Here is a 17,295-nt window from a genome sequence, read left to right on the forward strand (position 1 = left end):
CGGGGTCCGCGCTGGAAGGAGTTGCGAATGAGACGGGTCGTAGTCACAGGTCTCGGCATCGTGTCGTCGATAGGCAACAATGCCAACGAGGTGCAGACCTCGCTGCACGATGCCAGATCCGGCATCAGCTTCTCCGACTCTTTCGCCGAGCATGGCTTCCGTTGCCGGGTGTGGGGTGCGCCGACGCTGGACCCATCGGGCATGATCGACCGTCGCGCCATGCGCTTCCTGTCGCAGGGTGCTGCCTGGAACCATGTCGCAATGGACCAGGCGATCGCAGACGCCGGCCTCGACGGGGCCGACATCACCAACGAGCGCACCGGTATCGTGATGGGCTCCGGCGGACCGTCGACCCGTGCAATCGTCGAGGCGGCCGAGACCACGATCAAAAACGGCAGCCCCAAGCGGATCGGGCCGTTCGCGGTGCCAAAAGCGATGTCGTCGACCGCGTCGGCGACGCTTGCCACCTGGTTCAAGATCCACGGTGTCAACTATTCGATCTCATCGGCCTGCTCGACGTCTGCGCATTGCATCGGCAATGGCTACGAGCTGATCCAGTGGGGCAAGCAGGACATCGTCTTCGCCGGCGGCCATGAGGATCTCGACTGGACGATGTCGGATCTCTTCGATGCCATGGGCGCCATGTCGTCCAAGTTCAACGACAGGGCATCGGTCGCCTCACGCGCCTACGACGTCGATCGCGACGGTTTCGTCATTGCCGGCGGCGCCGGCGTGCTGATTCTTGAAGAGCTCGGGCATGCCAAGGCACGCGGCGCCAAGATCTATGCCGAGATCGTCGGCTATGGCGCGACATCGGACGGCTACGACATGGTGGCGCCGTCGGGCGAAGGCGCGGCGCGCTGCATGAAGCAGGCGCTCGCAACGGTGTCCTCGCCGGTCGACTACATCAATACGCACGGCACCTCGACGCCGGTCGGCGACTCCAAGGAAATGGGCGCCATCCGCGAGGTGTTCGGCGAGAAGATGCCTTTCATCACGTCGACCAAATCGCTAACCGGCCATTCTCTGGGCGCCGCCGGCGTGCAGGAATCGATCTACTCGATCCTGATGATGCAAGGCGGCTTCATCGGCGAGAGCGCCCACATTGAGAACCTCGATCCGGAATTCGAGGGCATGCCGATCGTGCGCAAGCGCATCGACGATGCAAGGATCGACACCGTTTTGTCCAATTCGTTCGGTTTCGGTGGCACCAACGCAACGCTGATTTTCCAGCGCTATTCCGCATAAGGATTTGCCGACCATGGACGGATTGATGAAGGGCAAGCGCGGGCTTGTCATGGGTGTTGCCAACGATCATTCGATCGCCTGGGGTATCGCCCGCAAACTGTCCGAACATGGCGCGGACCTCGCCTTCACCTATCAGGGCGAGGCCTTCGGGCGCCGGGTCAAGCCGCTCGCCGAGAAATTGGGCGCATCCCTGGTGGTGCCTTGCGACGTCGAGGACAGCGTGTCGGTCGCCGCGACTTTCGAGACTTTGGGGAAGGCGTGGGGCGGGCTGGATTTCGTCGTCCATGCAATCGGCTTTTCCGACAAGAACGAGCTGAAAGGCCTCTACGCCGACACGAGCCGCGACAACTTCATCCGCACAATGGTGATCTCCTGCTACTCCTTCACCGAGATCGCCCGTCACGCCGCCACATTGATGAAGGATAGCGGTTCGATGATCACGCTGACCTATGCCGGTTCGGTCCGTGTCATGCCGAACTACAACGTTATGGGTGTCGCCAAGGCGGGGCTGGAGGCCAGCGTCCGCTATCTCGCCAACGACTACGGCCCGCGCGGCATCAGGGTGAACGGCATATCGGCGGGACCGGTACGGACGCTTGCGGGCGCTGGGATTTCCGACGCACGCCACATGTTCTCCTACCAGCAGCGCAACTCGCCGCTACGTCGTACAGTGACGATCGACGAAGTCGGCGGCTCCGCGCTCTATTTGCTGTCCGACCTGTCCTCCGGCGTCACCGGCGAAATCCACTATGTCGATTCCGGCTATCACATCGTTTCCATGCCGACGCTTGACGAATTGAAGCAGACCGACGGCGGGCGGGAATAGCGCGAGCGACGTATCGCCGGCTTGCCCCGCAGGATTTCAGCGTCGCGCCGATAAGACCTTGAACATGCCGTCGCGGGCGAGCTCCGCATGGCTGGAGAAGGCGGCCGCCAGCACCGGTTCGTAGGGAAGCTGACGGTTTGCCACCATGAACAGCCGGCCGCCGGGCTTCAGCGCCTTGCCTGCCGCGCGGATCATGCCGGCACCGATTTCCGGCTCAGTCGCCCGGCTGCGGTGAAAGGGCGGGTTCATGACGACCACGTCGTAGCGGCGCTCGACCGGTTCGCTCAAAAGATCTATCCAGAAGAAACGTGGCTCCACGCCTGTGTTGCCGACATTGGCCTTGGCCGCCTCCAGCGCCTCGAAATCCGCTTCGTAAAGGTCAAGCGCCGATATGCCGGGTGAGCGGGCGGCGACTTCGGCGGCGACATAGCCCCAACCGGCACAGAAATCCGCAACGCTGCCACGCAGATCGTTGGGCAGATTTTCGACCAGCAGCTTCGATCCGGCATCGATCTTGTCGAAGGAAAACATGCCTGGGGCCGTGCGGAAGCGGTCCTCGACCACCAAGTCCGGATTGGCGGCGCGAAGCGTTGCCGCGGCAACGGTATCGGCCGGCCGGCGAAACCAGAAGGCAATGCCGTGATGCTTCGGCAGGTGGCCTTCGAGCGGCACAAGGGCGCCGACATGCTTGCGCAGGCTGGCGATTCCATCGTCCTTGCTGCCGGCGACGACGATCAACCCGCCTGGTGCTGCGCGTTCGACCGCTTCGGCAACGCGCAACTCGTTTTGGCCGCGATGGCGGCCAGCGAGCACAAATGCCGCGTCGAAAGCCTCGCCTTCGACCTGCGGCGTGACCGCGAAGCCGGACGCCTGCAAGGCGCGAAAGTGCGGCCTGAAGCCTTGGACAAGATGAAGCTTGGCATCAAACCCTTCCGGCAAGCGAAAGCCGGGCTCGGCACCGAGAAAGAGTATGCGTTCATCCTTTCGTGGCAGGGAAACAGCACCGGCCTCGAACGGATGGAAAAGCGTTTTCAGCGGCTCGGCGGACATTCACCACTCTTGAACTGCAAGGCTGTTGTTGAAACGCAAACGGGCGCGACCTTCCGGCGCGCCCGCTTCGATTGCATAGTTAGATCAGCTTAGGCGGCGTTTTCTTCGCCTTCGCTCTTCTTGTCGCGCACGATTTCCTTGCCGGTGGCCTGGTCGACGACCTTCATCGACAGGCGGACCTTGCCGCGCTCGTCGAAGCCCATCAGCTTGACCCAGACCTTGTCGCCTTCCTTGACCACATCGGAGGTCTTGGCAACGCGGTCATTGGCGAGTTGCGAGATGTGGACGAGGCCGTCACGCGGACCGAAGAAATTGACGAAGGCGCCGAAGTCGGCGGTCTTGACGACCGTGCCTTCGTAGATTTCACCGACTTCCGGCTCGGCGACGATGGTGTGTATCCACTTCTTCGCCGCCTCGATCTCCTTGGCATTGGCCGAGGCGATCTTGACGGTGCCGTCGTCCTCGATGTTGATTTTGGCGCCGGTCTTTTCGACGATCTCGCGGATGACCTTGCCGCCCGAGCCGATCACGTCGCGGATCTTGTCGGTCGGGATGTGCATGACCTCGATGCGCGGCGCGAACTCGCCGAGCTCGGCACGTGCGCCGGACAGCGCGTGGGCCATTTCGCCGAGAATGTGCTGACGGCCATCCTTGGCCTGGTCGAGGGCGATCTTCATGATCTCCTCGGTGATGCCCTCGATCTTGATGTCCATCTGCAGCGAGGTGATGCCGTAGGCGGTGCCGGCAACCTTGAAGTCCATGTCGCCGAGGTGGTCCTCGTCGCCAAGGATGTCGGAGAGCACGGCGAAGCGCTCGCCTTCCTTGATCAGGCCCATCGCAATGCCGGCGACCGGCTTGGCAAGCGGCACGCCGGCATCCATCAGAGCCAGCGAGGTGCCGCAGACGGTAGCCATTGACGACGAGCCGTTGGACTCGGTGATCTCCGAAACGACGCGCAACGTATAGGGGAACTGGTCGGCGGTCGGAAGCATCGGCCGGATGGCGCGCCAGGCGAGCTTGCCATGGCCGATTTCGCGGCGGCCCGGCGAACCCATGCGGCCGGTTTCACCGACCGAATAGGGAGGGAAGTTGTAGTGCAGGAGGAACTTCTCCTTGTACATGCCGGTCAACGAATCGACATACTGCTCGTCCTCGCCGGTGCCGAGCGTGGCGACAACCAGTGCCTGGGTCTCGCCGCGAGTGAACAGCGCCGAGCCGTGCGTGCGCGGCAGGACGCCGACTTCCGAGACGATCTTGCGGACCGTCTTCAGGTCGCGGCCGTCGATGCGCGAGCCGGTGTCGAGGATGTTCCAGCGCACGACCTTGGCCTGGAGCTCCTTGAACACGGTGCCGATCTGTTCGGACGTGTATTTGGCCTCTTCGCCTTCTGCCGGCGCGAACGCGGCCTTGACCTTCGCCTTGACGGCGTCGACGGCGGCATAGCGCTTCTGCTTGTCGGTGATCTTGTAGGCGTCGCGAAGCTCGCCTTCGACGATCTTGAGCATCTCGGCTTCAAGTGCGGAATAGTCCGGCGCGGTGAAGTCGCGCGGGTCCTTGGCCGCGACTTCAGCCAGCTTGATGATCGCGTCGATCACCGGCTGGAAGCCCCTGTGGCCGAACATGACGGCGCCAAGCATAAGGTCCTCGCCGAGTTCCTTGGCTTCGGACTCGACCATCAGCACGGCGTCGGCGGTGCCGGCGACGACCAGGTCGAGCTTCGATTCCTGCATCTCGTCGACATGCGGGTTGAGCACATATTCGCCGTTGATGTAGCCGACGCGGGCGCCGCCAACCGGGCCCATGAACGGCACGCCGGACAAGGTCAGGGCGGCGGAGGTGGCGACGATCGACAGGATGTCCGGGTCATTTTCGAGATCGTGCTGGACGACGGTGACGACGATCTGGGTGTCGTTCTTGTAGCCTTCGGCGAAGAGCGGGCGGATCGGGCGGTCGATCAGGCGGGAAACCAGCGTTTCCTTCTCGCTCGGACGGCCTTCACGCTTGAAATAACCACCCGGGATCTTGCCGGCGGCGTAAGTCTTTTCCTGGTAGTTGACCGTCAGCGGGAAGAAATCGAGGCCGGGTTTCGGCTCTTTCATCGAGACGACGGTGGCGAGAACCTTGGTTTCGCCGTAGGTGGCCAGCACCGCGCCATCAGCCTGACGCGCGATCTTGCCGGTTTCGAGAATGAGCGGGCGGCCGCCCCATTCGATTTCCACTTTGTGGTAATTGAACATGTCTTGTCCTTCGTATGCGGAAAGGGCCGCGCCGTTTCAGCGTGCGCGGATGCCCCTTTCCCTTGGCTTCCTTTCTCGGGCAGCCACGGGCAAGACAACGGGAGGCTCGGCTTATTCGGCGCGGTGCCGCACGAGCGTCCTGCAATCCTGCCCCATGACCGTCCATGGGCGGTTTCGAGCGGCCCTCTGCTGTTTCGAAACCGGGTTGGCCAATCGATCCGAGTGGCCTTGCGCGTGAACCCGAAAACCAGGTTTTCGGAAAATATCCTGCGCAAATCTAAACTTCAGAGCGTCCTTTGCGCATCCAAACCGATGCGCGGCGCTCTACTTCCTTCCTACTTCCTTCATGGAGCCTTGGATGACCCGATGCTCCAATGCGCGACCGGCGGGCTCTCGAAAGAACCCGCCGGTCAATTCGTCAACGGCGCAGACCGAGCTTCTCGATCAGCGTCTGATAGCGCGCGTCGTCCTTGCGCTTGAGATAATCAAGCAGGCTGCGGCGCTGGGAAACGAGAGCGAGCAGACCACGGCGGGAATGGCTATCCTTCTTGTGGTCCTTGAAATGGTCGGTCAGGTTCTTGATGCGCTCCGAAAGGATGGCCACCTGGACTTCCGGAGACCCGGTATCGCCCTTGGCGGTTGCGAATTCGCCCATCAATTCCTTCTTGCGTTCGGCAGTAATCGACATCGTGTTTTTCCTTGTCTGTTTGAGGAAACGGGACGCCCTCAGCCGGGATGTCGTCCAGCAGGGGCCGGTGCAAGCAACGCGTCAAAGCGCGAGGCTGCGGCGCATATAGTGCAATTCCGACAAAAAGGCCAGCCTAATTCACAAGCCGGCTTTTTGCTGCATAAACGGGCACTTCCGCCTAGTCAGAGCCATTTCTTCCATTTGAAGTACGCAAAGAGCCCGACCGCAACAAGCGCCATGAAGACGAGCGACAGGGGATAGCCGTAATAGGCTTTCAGCTCCGGCATGTTCCAGGGCGAGGTGTCGGGGTCGAAATTCATGCCCCATACGCCGACGAGAAAGGTAAGCGGCATGAAGATCACCGAGACGATCGTCAGATAGCTGATGACGTCGTTGGTGCGCGCCTGGCTGAGCGACAAGTGCATCTCGATCAGGCCGGTCAGCATGTCGCGCTGGGTTTCGACCAGTTCGATCAATCGCAGCGAATGATCGAGCGTGTCGTTCAGAAATATCTTGGTTTCGGCCTTCACATAAGAGACGTCGTTGCGGATCATGGTCGCCAGCGCGTCGCGCATCGGCCAAAGCACGCCCTTCAGCACATTGGCATCGCGCCGCAATTCGTGAAGCTGCCGCATCTGATGCTTGTGCGCCTGGTTCAGCATCTGGTCCTCAATGCTGTCGACCAATTCGCCGGCAGCCTCGATCGGCGGGAAATAGCTGTCAACGATGGCGTCGATCAAAGCATAGGCGAGATAGTCGGCGCCGCGCGAGCGCAAGCGGTTGGGCACCGAGCTTGCGATCCGCTTGCGCACGGGATCGAACGGGTCGCCTTCGCGTTCCTGGAAGGTGACGACGAAGTTCCTGCCGAAGAAGACGGCGATCTGTTCGTAGCGATGCGCGGTGACATCGTCGATCATCCTGACGACGACAAAGGCATGGTCCTCGAAGAAATCCACCTTCGGCCGCTGGCCGGTGTTGACGACATCTTCCAGCGCCAACGGATGCAGGTTGAAGATCCGGCCGATCTCCTCGATCAGCTGGATGTTGGCGAGGCCTGTGCAATCGAGCCAGATAACCGGCCAATTGTGGCAATGGGTGTTGACGTCGTCGATGCTGGCATTGTCGATGGTCTTGAACTTTTCGGGCGAGATCAATGTCAGCCTAAGCTCGGAACGGCGTGCCGCCGGGTCGGCGATCAGCGTGCCGGGCGAAGCCCCGACGGGCGGCCGCCGTGTGTTGAGCACCGCCCGCTTCCTGCCCGTCTCAGCCTTTGCCATGTGCCCCCTCGAATGCAGCGTCGGTGCCGCGCATCCCTTCGGACGGCAAACGACGCCGTCGCCCTGTTGATTTAGCGCATGATCCTTTCCCAAAATAGAATCCGGTTGGAGATCATGCGCCGAGAGACAGCTGTTACCCGATAAAGACCCGCTTTGGCTTGAACATGCCTTGCTCGATGGCGCCGATGGCGACCAGCTTGCCGCGCGCGGTGGCGCAGGCCTCCTCCGCTTCTACCGGCGCGTCACGGCCGCGAATGATGACCGGATTGCCGAGGCGGATTTTGGTTGCCGCATCATCGCTGATCGCGACCTGCGGCAGGCATTCGAGCGCGGCGGCGGTGTCGACCAGAAGTGCATCGATGGCACCGAAGTCGATCGGGGCGTCTGCTTCTTGCGGCTCGCCCTGCTCGCCGAAGCGGGCGGCTTCCAGCTCGGCCAGGGTAACGAAATCTTCCTGCGTGAACGGCTCGACCTCGACCCGCCGCAGCTCGGCGATGTGACCAAAGCAGCCAAGGTCGCGGCCCATGTCGCGCGCCAGCGAGCGGACATAGGTGCCCTTGCCGCATTCGACCTCGAAGATGGTGCGATCGGCCATGTGCTCGACCAGATCGAGCCGGCCGATCTCGACCTCGCGTGCCGGAATGTCGATCGTCTCGCCATCGCGGGCAAGGTCGTAGGCGCGCTCGCCGGCGATCTTGATCGCCGAAAATTGCGGCGGCGTCTGCATGATGACGCCGGTATATTTCGAAAGCAGCGCCCGTACGTCGGCTTCCGCCGGACGGCGGTCCGAGCTTTTGGTCGCCGGGCCTTCGAGGTCGTCGGTCGAACGCTCCTCGCCCCAGGCAACCGTGAAGCGGTAGACCTTGGCGCCGTCCTGGACGTATGGCACGGTCTTGGTCGCTTCGCCGAGCGCGATCGGCAGCATGCCGGACGCCAGCGGGTCGAGCGTGCCGGCATGGCCGGCCTTTTCCGCCTGGAACAGCCATTTGATCTTGGAGACGGCTTCAGTCGAGCCCATGCCGACCGGCTTGTCCAGTACCAGCCAGCCCGAGATCGGCCGGCCCTTCTTCTTGCCGCGACGCGCCACTATTCGCTGTCCTTCCGGTCGTCTTTGTCTTTGTCGTCGGCGCTGAGATCGCGCGCCACTTCGGGCGAGTGCAGCAACTCGTTTATCTTCTGGAAATTGTCGTAGCTGGTGTCGAGCCGGAAGCGGAATTCCGGCATGTACTTCATCTGGCGCAGCGCGCCGGAGACGCGGCCGCGCACGAACTTCGCATGCTTGTTGAGCGCCTCGATCACCGCCCCGGCATCCTTGGCGCCGAGCGGCGAAACGAAGGCGGTGGCGATCTTGAGATCGGGCGACATGCGCACTTCCGAGACCGAAACCACCGTGTTCTCGATCAGCGGATCGAGGATCTCGCCGCGCTGCAAGGTTTCCGACAGAGCATGGCGCACCTGCTCGCCTACGCGAAGCATGCGCTGGGATGGGCCTGATGTGATTGAACGGGGCATTTTTCTCTATCCTGAAATCGTGGGGCGCGGGATAGGACCGCACCACATGTCTCATATGGTTTGGGCGGCGGTCTTTCGACCACCGCCCGGTCTCGATGGATGCCCGAACTCGAACGTTCGAGCTCAGAGCGTCCTGGTCACCATCTCGACGCGGAAGCACTCGATGACGTCACCGACGCGCATGTCCTCGTAGTTCTGGAAGGCCATGCCGCATTCCTGGCCGCCCGGAACTTCCGAAACCTCGTCCTTGAAGCGCTTCAGGGTCTTCAGCGTGCCTTCGTGGATGACGACGTTGTCGCGGATCAGGCGCACGCCCGCACCACGCTCGACCTTGCCTTCGGTGACACGGCAGCCGGCGATCTTGCCGACCTTGGTGATGTCGAAGATCTCGAGGATCTCGGCATTGCCGATGAAGGTCTCGCGACGCTCCGGCGAGAGCAGGCCGGAGAGCGCCGCCTTCACGTCATCCACGAGATTGTAGATGATGGAGTAGTAGCGGATCTCGATGCCTGCCGCGGCCGCTGCCGCACGCGCCTGCACATTGGCGCGAACGTTGAAGCCGATGATCGCGGCCCCCGAGGTCTCCGCCAGCGACACGTCGCTTTCGGTGATACCGCCGGCTCCCGCATGGACGATGCGCGCACGCACCTCGTCGGTGCCGAGATTGTCCAGCGCCGCGTTGATCGCCTCGATCGAACCCTGCACGTCGCCCTTGATAACCAGCGGGAATTCTTTCAGTCCGCTGGTCTGCAACTGCGACATCATCTGCTCCAGCGAACCGCGCTGGCCGGCATGCCTGGCAACCGCCTTCTCGCGTGCCAGACGCTGGCGGTATTCGGTGATCTCGCGGGCGCGGGCCTCGTTGTTGACCACGGCGAAGCGGTCGCCGGCCTGCGGCGTGCCTTGCAGGCCGAGCACCTCCACCGGCATTGCCGGCGGCGCTTCCTTGACCTGCTCGCCGCGATCATTGACGAGCGCGCGTACCCGGCCCCATTCGTTGCCGGCGACGAGAATGTCGCCCGGCATCAACGTGCCGGTCTGCACCAGCACGGTAGCGACTGGGCCGCGGCCCTTGTCGAGCTGGGCTTCGATGACCACGCCTTCGGCGGTGCGGTCCGGATTGGCCTTCAGGTCGAGGATTTCGGCCTGCAGCAGGATCGCTTCGAGCAACTTGTCGAGATTGATGCCCTTGGTCGCCGACACCTCGACATCCAGCACCTCACCGCCCATGGATTCGACGAACACCTCGTGGCGCAGCAGTTCCGAACGCACCTTCTGCGGGTCGGCGTCATGCTTGTCGATCTTGTTGATCGCCACAATGATCGGAACGCCGGCCGCCTTGGCGTGATTGATCGATTCGATCGTCTGCGGCATGACGCTGTCGTCAGCTGCCACCACGAGGATGGCGATATCGGTCGCCTGGGCACCGCGGGCACGCATCGCCGTGAAGGCGGCGTGGCCGGGCGTGTCGATGAAGGTAACCTTGTGACCGTTCTTCTCGACCTGATAGGCGCCGATATGCTGGGTAATGCCGCCGGCCTCGCCGGAGACGACGTTGGCATTGCGGATGGCATCGAGCAACGAGGTCTTGCCGTGATCGACATGACCCATGATCGTTACCACCGGCGGACGCGGCTGCAGGTCCTCGGGACGATCGGCGATGTTGAACAAGCCCTCTTCGATGTCGGACTCGGCGACGCGGCGGACCGTGTGGCCAAATTCGGTGGCGACGAGTTCGGCCGTGTCGGCGTCGATGACGTCACCAGGCTTCAGGATCTGGCCCTGCTTCATGAAGAACTTGACCACGTCGACAGCGCGCTCGGACATGCGCTGCGCCAGCTCCTGGATGGTGATGGTTTCGGGCAGGATCACTTCACGCATGACTTTCTCGCGTGGCTCGTTATGCAACGCGCGCTTGAATTTCTCCTGACGGCGGCGCATCGACGAGAGCGAGCGGGCGCGCGCATCCTCGTCGGAAAGCGCCGAATTCAGCGTCAGCTTGCCGCGGCGGCGGTCTTCCTCGCCCTTGGTCGGTTTGGCCGGACGCGCCACTTCCGGCGTGACCAGACGGCGCACTGGTGCGCCGGCACCGGCCCGCTTCGGTTTGACCTCTTCCTCGTCATCGACTGTTGCCAGTTCGGCGGCGAGCGGCGCACGGCGGCGCGCCTCTTCCTCGGCACGGCGGCGGGATTCGGCCTCGGCTTGCAGCCGTGCCTCTTCCTCGGCCTGACGGCGAGCCGATTCCTCGCGCTCGCGGCGGCGGCGCTCTTCGTCCTCGCTGCGGCGCTTGGCTTCCTCGATGGCGCGCTGGCGATCCTCGACATCGCGGACCTTCGAGCCCTCGAGAGCCCGGCGGCGTGCTTCCATTTCCTGGCGCGACAACTCGTTCAGCACCATGCCGCCGCGTTCGACCGGCGGCGGAGGGGGAGGCGCCTTGGGAGCTTCCTGCACGGCGGGCGCTGCCGCGACCGGCTTCGGCGTGAAGACGGACACAGGCGCTGCCGCCGGCTCCGGCTTGTCGCCGGGCAGCGAGAACTTGCGCTTCTTGGTCTCGACGACCACCGACTTGGTGCGGCCGTGTGAGAAGTTCTGGCGCACCGTGCCCTGTTCCATACCGGGGCGCTTCAGCGTCAAGGTCTTCTTCGGCGTAACACTCAGCGTCTTGTCGTCGCCCGATTTCGTATCGCTCATTCCATATCCTCTGCGGCATCATCTTCGTCAGCAACGGCCGCAAGCATTGCCAGATCGTCCGGGGAACCGCCCCGATATCGGTCGAGCGCAACCATGCGCTTCTGGACCGCCCTGCCCGCGTCTCCCGCGAGAACGGCAGCATGTATCACATTTGTACCCCCCAATGCCAAGCTCAACTCGGCCTCGGAGAAAAGTTTGTAAGCGCGGATCGCAGGCCCGCCGAGGTGGACGGTTGCCCGTCGCGCCTGGCTTATCTTGCGGACGCCATCGTCGGAAGCCTCGGTCGCGTGGAGCACGAAAAGTGCAAGTCCGCCGCGCACGGCGCTCTCGACCTTGGTCGCTCCGAGCGCTATGGCGCCCGCCTTGCGGGCCAGGCCAAGCATGCCCAGAGCGGACCTGGAAAGCAGCGCGTCGACCATGCCGCCAAGATCGGCCGGCACGCTCACCTGCGCCTTAAAAGCACGGGCAAACAGGTTTTTGGCCGCTGCCTTTTCTATATGTAGGCGGTCGGCCGTCACCCAGCAACCGCGGCCGGGCAGGTTTCTCTTGATGTCCGGAACGACGGCCGAATCCGGGCCGACGACGAAACGGATCAGTTCATCCGGTTCGGCTTGCCTGCGGGTGACGATGCAGGTGCGATCGTTCATCTCGTCCAAGGGCGGGTTCGGTGCGATGCGGTTTCACCTCACGCACCGACGGTTTCGTCAGCCGGCACGCCCTCGGCGGCAAGCTCGTCTTCGGTGATCCAGCCAGCCTTCAGGCGAGCGGCCAGGACCATCTGCTCGGCATCGGCGCGTGATACGCCGTGGTTGGCGAGCACACCCGGGAATACCTTCGTCTCGCCGTCCTTGCGTTCCTTCCAACCGGTCAGGTCGTCGGCGGCGTAGCCGGCGAAATCCTCAATCGTCTTCACGCCGTCCTCGCCGAGCGTCACCATCATGGCGGTGGTGATGCCGGGAATCTCGCGCAGCTCGTCCTTGACGCCGAGCGCCTTGCGCTTCTCGTCATGCTCGGCTTCGATCTTCTCCAGATATTCGCGGGCGCGAGTCTGGATTTCCGAAGCCGTGTCCTCGTCGAAGCCGTCGATCGACGCGATTTCGCCGGAGTCGACATACGCGACCTCCTCGACGCTGGTGAAGCCTTCAGAAGCGAGCACCTGGCCGACCATCTCGTCGACGTCGAGGGCTTCCATGAACAGCGACGACCGTTCGACGAATTCCTTCTGGCGGCGTTCGCTCTCTTCCTGCTCGGTCAGGATGTCGATATCCCAGCCGGTCAGCTGCGAGGCAAGACGGACGTTCTGGCCGCGGCGGCCGATGGCCAGCGACAGCTGATCGTCGGGAACGACGACCTCGATGCGCTCGGCATCCTCGTCGAGCACGACCTTGGCGACTTCCGCCGGCTGCAATGCATTGACAATGAAGGACGCCGCCGATGGCGACCACGGAATGATGTCGATCTTCTCGCCCTGCAATTCACCGACGACCGCCTGGACGCGGCTGCCGCGCATACCGACGCAGGCACCGACCGGATCGATGGAGCTGTCGCGCGAGATGACAGCGATCTTGGCGCGCGAACCCGGATCGCGGGCGACCGACTTGATCTCGATGATGCCGTCGTAGATTTCCGGCACTTCCATGGTGAACAGCTTCGCCATGAACTGCGGATGGGTGCGCGACAGGAATATCTGCGGGCCGCGCTGTTCGCGGCGTACGTCATAGACATAGGCACGGACGCGATCGCCATACTTGTAGTTTTCGCGCGGAATCAGCTCGTCGCGGCGGATGATCGCTTCGCCGCGGCCGAGATCGACGATGACGTTGCCGTATTCGACGCGCTTGACGGTACCGTTGACGATCTCGCCGATACGGTCCTTGTATTCATCATATTGCCGGTCGCGCTCGGCCTCGCGCACCTTCTGCACGATGACCTGCTTGGCGGACTGGGCGGCGATGCGGCCAAAATCCATCGGCGGTAGCTGTTCGGCAATGAAATCGCCGAGCTGGGCGTCCGGATTGCGCTCGCGCGCCGAGGAAATGGCAATCTGCGTCGCGTAGTCATCGACCTTCTCGACCACTTCCATCAGCCGCTGCAGCTTCATCTCGCCGGTGTTGGCATTGATGTCGGCGCGGATATTGGTTTCCTGGCCGTAGCGCGAGCGCGCGGCCTTCTGGATCGCATCGGCCATGGCGGCGATGACGATCGACTTGTCGATCGACTTTTCACGCGCGACCGCATCGGCGATCTGCAGCAGTTCAAGCCTGTTGGCGCTTACAACCATCTTCTTTCTCCCGAGCTTGTTGCCGACCCTTACGGCCGGCAGCCCAATCACATTTCCTGTTCGGTTTCGTCTTCCGCACCCTCTGGTGCGTCTTCGGGTTCGCCGCGGCGTTTCCTGGCTTCCTTGCGCGCCCGATTGTCCTTCGAGAGCGCATCGCGGATAAGGTCGTCGGTCAGAATCAGCCGCGCTTCGGCAATCGCATCGTAGGGAACACGTACCGTCGGCTCCTCGCCGTAAGCGGCCTTGTCACGCTCGATCAGCACACCGTCCGCGTCGCTTTCGGCGATCTTGCCCTTGAAGCGCTTACGGTCGGCGACGAGAACCGATGTTTCCATCTTCACCAGATGGCCGGTCCAGGCTGCAAAGTCCGATTTGCGGACCAGCGGCCGGTCGATGCCCGGCGACGACACTTCGAGATGATAAGCCTTCTCGATCGGATCATCGACATCGAGCGCCGGCGACACCGCCCGGCTGACCTCTTCACAATCCTCGACCGTCATGGTGCCGTCTTCGCGCTCGGCCATGATCTGCAGCGTCAGCCCGTTCTGGCCCGACAGGTGCACACGTACCAAGCGGAAACCAATGGCGCGCAGTACCGGCTGAACGATCAGCGCGATGCGCGCATCGATGCCGCTTTCGCGGATGATGCGGTCGTCGCCTTCGCTTGCCGTCACTGTCATTCGGTCCTGTCACTCGATTTCTGTTGGTCGGCAGGTAATAAAAAAGAGCGGGACCGGGTGGACCCACTCTTCGTCACAGCGACCAAGAATTTGAAGCTGATATAGACGATCGTGGTCCTCGTTTCAAGCCCGTCCTGCATGACGGCAAGGCTCCGAGTCCGCAGCGCTGCGCCAAATGCATGGCGCCCGTGCAGTGATCCCCCTTTGAGCACCGGCCACGCACGACTATCTATGTTGCATTGCACAATTGGAGCGCTCACTGCGCTCAAAAGGGTACCATCATGAACAATCGTGGATTTTTTTCAGCCATAGGCGATGTCTTTAGCGTGTTCGGCAGCGCCGTAGCCGCGTCCCGGGCTGTGGAAAGCGGTCGCAAGCCGCGTGCGCATGATCTGCGCAATCTCGGCATGGAGCCGGCAGCCTTCGACAAGATCCGTCGCTTCTGAGCCAAGTGAGCGCCGAGAGCCTTCGGCCCGCTCGCCTTGTGCTCAGCTCTACTTTCCCGCTTATTTCCGCACGAAGGTGAGATAGGCGGGCCGTCGGCCTTCGCGAATGGCCTTGGCCTCATAGCGCGTCCCCGGCCAGCCATCATAGGGCCGGTGCCAGTCGGCTGCTTCGCTTGCCTGCCACGTGAAGGCGTCGTGCGCCCGACAATGCAGGAGCGTCCAGTTCACATAGCTATCGATATCGGACGCAAAGTGGAACTTTCCGCCGTGCTTCAGGACGCGCGCGAAGCGGTCGAGATTGACCGGGCTGACGAAGCGCCGCTTCCAGTGCTTCTTCTTCGGCCACGGATCCGGATAGAGAAGGTCAATGCCGTCAAGCGAAGCCTGCGGCAGCCAGTCCAGCAGACGTGTGGCGTCGTCGTCATAGACGCGCAGATTGGCAAGCGGCCGCTCCCGGACCGCCATCATCATCTTGGCCATGCCGTTGACGAAAGGCTCGACGCCGATAAAGCCGGTCGCCTGGCTGGCCGTAGCACGGTGCAGAAGATGTTCGCCGCCGCCAAAACCGATTTCGAGCTGGACAGCCGAAACTTCGGCTTCGAAAAGGCTGCGCAAGTCGGCCGGCGGTTCAACCGTCAGATCGAGCCTGTAGGCGGCGAAGCCGCTCTCCAGCGCCGCGGCCTGTTGTGGTCGAATGGTCTTGCCTCGCCGGCGACCGAAAAAGGCCTCGGTCGCACGGCTTGGCCGGTCCTTCGGATCCATAGGCGCCGCGGTTAGGCGGCGACTGCTTCGGCGACCGGTTCGGCGAGAGCGTCCTTGAGAGCCTTGGCGAGATCGGTCTTCTCCCAGGAGAAGGATCCGTCGCGGCCGGCCTTGCGGCCAAAATGGCCGTAGGACGACGTCTTGGCATAGATCGGCTTGTTGAGATCGAGGTGGCGGCGGATGCCGGACGGCGACAGGTCCATCACGGCGCGCAGTGCACGCTCGAGTTTTGCCTCGTCGACCTTGCCGGTGCCGTGCAGGTCGACGTAGATCGACAGCGGCTGGGCGACACCGATCGCATAGGAAAGCTGGATGGTGCAGCGATCGGCGAGCTTTGCGGCAACCACGTTCTTGGCGAGATAACGCGCCGCATAGGCCGCCGAGCGGTCGACCTTGGTGGTGTCCTTGCCAGAAAAAGCGCCGCCGCCATGAGGCGCAGCCCCACCATAAGTGTCGACGATGATCTTGCGGCCGGTCAGGCCGGCGTCGCCATCAGGCCCGCCGATGACGAACTTGCCAGTCGGATTGATGTACCAATTGCAATTGTCGGCAATCTTCAGGTCGCCCAGTGCTTCGCGAATATAGGGCTCGACGACGTTGCGCACCTTCTTCGAATCCCACGTCTCATCGAGATGCTGGGTCGACAGCACGATCTGCGTCACTTCCGCCGCTTTGCCGTCGACATAGCGGACGGTGACCTGGCTCTTGGCATCCGGCCCGAGCCTGCCGGCATCACCGCTGCCTTCATGGCGCGCAGCCGCCAGCAATTCGAGGATCTTGTGGCTGTAATAGATCGGCGCCGGCATCAGGTCCGGGGTTTCGCGGCAGGCATAGCCAAACATGATGCCCTGGTCGCCGGCTCCCTCCTCGCCTTGCCGGTCGGAGGCGTTGTCGACGCCTTGGCCGATATCCGGCGACTGGCCGTGCAGCAGGACCTCGATCTTGGCTGTCTTCCAGTGGAAGCCGGCCTGCTCGTAGCCGATTTCGCGGATCGCCTTGCGAGCGACCGACTTGAACTTGGCCGGGTTGACAATCGGATGGCCGGCCGCATCCTTCAGGACGTTGCCCTCCTTGTCCTTCTTGAGCAGCGTCTCGGGGACGCGCACCTCGCCGGCGATGACAACGCGATTGGTCGTCGCAAGCGTCTCGCAGGCAACGCGGACCTTCCATGGGTCCATGCCGGTCTTTCTGGCTTCGCGATAGACGAGATCGACAATCTCGTCGGAGATGCGGTCGCAGACCTTGTCGGGATGGCCCTCGGCAACGGATTCCGAGGTGAAGAAGTAATTGTGCCGCGTCACGGGTGTCCCCTCTTGAAAAAAATATCGGCAGGCCGCCGATTTTGGCGCGCCAGTTGTTAACGGTGCCGGGCGTCGCTCGTCAAGCCATGCAGCCGTTCTGGCATGAATTTTGACGTTATTATCTTTGCATCCCGAGATGGCGGCAGGGCGCACTGCGATCAGCCCTTGCACCAACAGACTGAGGAAAACGGCTTCGAGGAAGCGTGTCGAGCGAAATCGATCTGCGCTTCAGCGCATCTGCGGAATGAACATCCCTCAATGGCGCAGCCGCGAGAAATTGCATGCCCAGCTACGAC

15 protein-coding genes are annotated in these 17,295 nt (G+C 62.7%); 3 read left to right on the forward strand and 12 right to left on the reverse strand.

The window, feature by feature from the left end; translation table 11 throughout:
• Positions 1-27 precede the first annotated feature (27 nt).
• The gene (gene fabB, locus NKI52_RS12745; RefSeq protein ID WP_352570342.1) at positions 28-1,248 is read left to right on the forward strand and encodes a beta-ketoacyl-ACP synthase I; all 1,221 of its coding nucleotides are present in this window, start codon (positions 28-30) and stop codon (positions 1,246-1,248) included.
• A 13-nt stretch (positions 1,249-1,261) separates the two neighbouring features.
• Positions 1,262-2,074, forward strand: coding sequence for an enoyl-ACP reductase FabI (gene fabI, locus NKI52_RS12750; protein WP_023676910.1), 813 nt, complete (start codon positions 1,262-1,264; stop codon positions 2,072-2,074).
• Between the two features lie 36 nt (positions 2,075-2,110).
• Here fabI and NKI52_RS12755 read toward each other — a convergent pair whose 3' ends face one another.
• The 10 genes from NKI52_RS12755 to rimP all read right to left on the reverse strand — a co-directional run bounded on the left by NKI52_RS12755 (position 2,111) and on the right by rimP (position 14,490).
• Positions 2,111-3,124 carry a class I SAM-dependent methyltransferase gene (locus tag NKI52_RS12755; RefSeq protein WP_352455121.1) on the reverse strand — a complete coding sequence of 338 codons (1,014 nt, stop codon included), beginning with the start codon at positions 3,122-3,124 and terminating at the stop codon, positions 2,111-2,113.
• An 89-nt stretch (positions 3,125-3,213) separates the two neighbouring features.
• Positions 3,214-5,361: a polyribonucleotide nucleotidyltransferase gene (pnp, locus tag NKI52_RS12760; protein ID WP_292654001.1), complete on the reverse strand. Its 2,148-nt coding sequence runs from the start codon at positions 5,359-5,361 to the stop codon at positions 3,214-3,216.
• A 418-nt stretch (positions 5,362-5,779) separates the two neighbouring features.
• Positions 5,780-6,091 carry a 30S ribosomal protein S15 gene (gene rpsO / locus NKI52_RS12765; RefSeq protein ID WP_352698258.1) on the reverse strand — a complete coding sequence of 104 codons (312 nt, stop codon included), beginning with the start codon at positions 6,089-6,091 and terminating at the stop codon, positions 5,780-5,782.
• 140 nt (positions 6,092-6,231) lie between these two features.
• Entirely contained in the window at positions 6,232-7,326 is a 1,095-nt protein-coding gene (gene corA, locus NKI52_RS12770) for a magnesium/cobalt transporter CorA (RefSeq protein ID WP_023676906.1), read from the reverse strand.
• A 133-nt stretch (positions 7,327-7,459) separates the two neighbouring features.
• On the reverse strand, positions 7,460-8,413 hold the full coding sequence (truB, locus tag NKI52_RS12775; RefSeq protein ID WP_352455118.1) for a tRNA pseudouridine(55) synthase TruB: 954 nt from the start codon (positions 8,411-8,413) through the stop codon (positions 7,460-7,462).
• Positions 8,413-8,838: a 30S ribosome-binding factor RbfA gene (rbfA, locus tag NKI52_RS12780; RefSeq protein ID WP_023676904.1), complete on the reverse strand. Its 426-nt coding sequence runs from the start codon at positions 8,836-8,838 to the stop codon at positions 8,413-8,415. Before rbfA ends, truB begins: the two co-directional genes overlap by 1 nt.
• A gap of 123 nt (positions 8,839-8,961) precedes the next feature.
• Positions 8,962-11,529, reverse strand: coding sequence for a translation initiation factor IF-2 (gene infB, locus NKI52_RS12785; protein WP_352570339.1), 2,568 nt, complete (start codon positions 11,527-11,529; stop codon positions 8,962-8,964).
• Positions 11,526-12,176: an RNA-binding protein gene (locus NKI52_RS12790; RefSeq protein WP_352455116.1), complete on the reverse strand. Its 651-nt coding sequence runs from the start codon at positions 12,174-12,176 to the stop codon at positions 11,526-11,528. The genes infB and NKI52_RS12790 overlap by 4 nt, the downstream gene beginning before the upstream one ends.
• A gap of 38 nt (positions 12,177-12,214) precedes the next feature.
• Positions 12,215-13,810 (reverse strand): transcription termination factor NusA, encoded by a 1,596-nt coding sequence (gene nusA, locus NKI52_RS12795; protein ID WP_023676901.1) that lies wholly within the window; start codon positions 13,808-13,810, stop codon positions 12,215-12,217.
• 47 nt (positions 13,811-13,857) lie between these two features.
• Positions 13,858-14,490: a ribosome maturation factor RimP gene (gene rimP, locus NKI52_RS12800; protein ID WP_023676900.1), complete on the reverse strand. Its 633-nt coding sequence runs from the start codon at positions 14,488-14,490 to the stop codon at positions 13,858-13,860.
• Between the two features lie 281 nt (positions 14,491-14,771).
• Here rimP and NKI52_RS12805 point away from each other — a divergent pair, with 281 nt between their 5' ends.
• On the forward strand, positions 14,772-14,936 hold the full coding sequence (locus tag NKI52_RS12805) for a hypothetical protein (RefSeq protein WP_352448601.1): 165 nt from the start codon (positions 14,772-14,774) through the stop codon (positions 14,934-14,936).
• A gap of 60 nt (positions 14,937-14,996) precedes the next feature.
• Here the strand turns inward: NKI52_RS12805 and trmB are convergent, their stop codons facing one another.
• A complete protein-coding gene (gene trmB / locus NKI52_RS12810) occupies positions 14,997-15,698 on the reverse strand; it encodes a tRNA (guanine(46)-N(7))-methyltransferase TrmB (protein WP_352614602.1) in 702 nt (233 codons plus the stop codon).
• Between the two features lie 11 nt (positions 15,699-15,709).
• Complete coding sequence (metK, locus tag NKI52_RS12815; RefSeq protein WP_023676896.1) at positions 15,710-16,999, reverse strand: methionine adenosyltransferase; 1,290 nt, start codon at positions 16,997-16,999, stop codon at positions 15,710-15,712.
• Positions 17,000-17,295: the final 296 nt, after the last annotated feature.

Origin of the sequence: Mesorhizobium sp. M0590, assembly GCF_040320905.1 — a bacterium.
GTDB lineage: Bacteria > Pseudomonadota > Alphaproteobacteria > Rhizobiales > Rhizobiaceae > Mesorhizobium.

Coding starts and splice junctions, on each gene's coding strand:
- fabB (WP_352570342.1), top strand. CDS start 28: ATGAGACGGGTCGTAGTCACAGGTCTCGGCATCGTGTCGTCGATAGGC.
- fabI (WP_023676910.1), top strand. CDS start 1,262: ATGGACGGATTGATGAAGGGCAAGCGCGGGCTTGTCATGGGTGTTGCC.
- NKI52_RS12755 (WP_352455121.1), bottom strand. CDS start 3,124: ATGTCCGCCGAGCCGCTGAAAACGCTTTTCCATCCGTTCGAGGCCGGT.
- pnp (WP_292654001.1), bottom strand. CDS start 5,361: ATGTTCAATTACCACAAAGTGGAAATCGAATGGGGCGGCCGCCCGCTC.
- corA (WP_023676906.1), bottom strand. CDS start 7,326: ATGGCAAAGGCTGAGACGGGCAGGAAGCGGGCGGTGCTCAACACACGG.
- rbfA (WP_023676904.1), bottom strand. CDS start 8,838: ATGCCCCGTTCAATCACATCAGGCCCATCCCAGCGCATGCTTCGCGTA.
- infB (WP_352570339.1), bottom strand. CDS start 11,529: ATGAGCGATACGAAATCGGGCGACGACAAGACGCTGAGTGTTACGCCG.
- NKI52_RS12790 (WP_352455116.1), bottom strand. CDS start 12,176: ATGAACGATCGCACCTGCATCGTCACCCGCAGGCAAGCCGAACCGGAT.
- nusA (WP_023676901.1), bottom strand. CDS start 13,810: ATGGTTGTAAGCGCCAACAGGCTTGAACTGCTGCAGATCGCCGATGCG.
- rimP (WP_023676900.1), bottom strand. CDS start 14,490: ATGACAGTGACGGCAAGCGAAGGCGACGACCGCATCATCCGCGAAAGC.
- NKI52_RS12805 (WP_352448601.1), top strand. CDS start 14,772: ATGAACAATCGTGGATTTTTTTCAGCCATAGGCGATGTCTTTAGCGTG.
- trmB (WP_352614602.1), bottom strand. CDS start 15,698: ATGGATCCGAAGGACCGGCCAAGCCGTGCGACCGAGGCCTTTTTCGGT.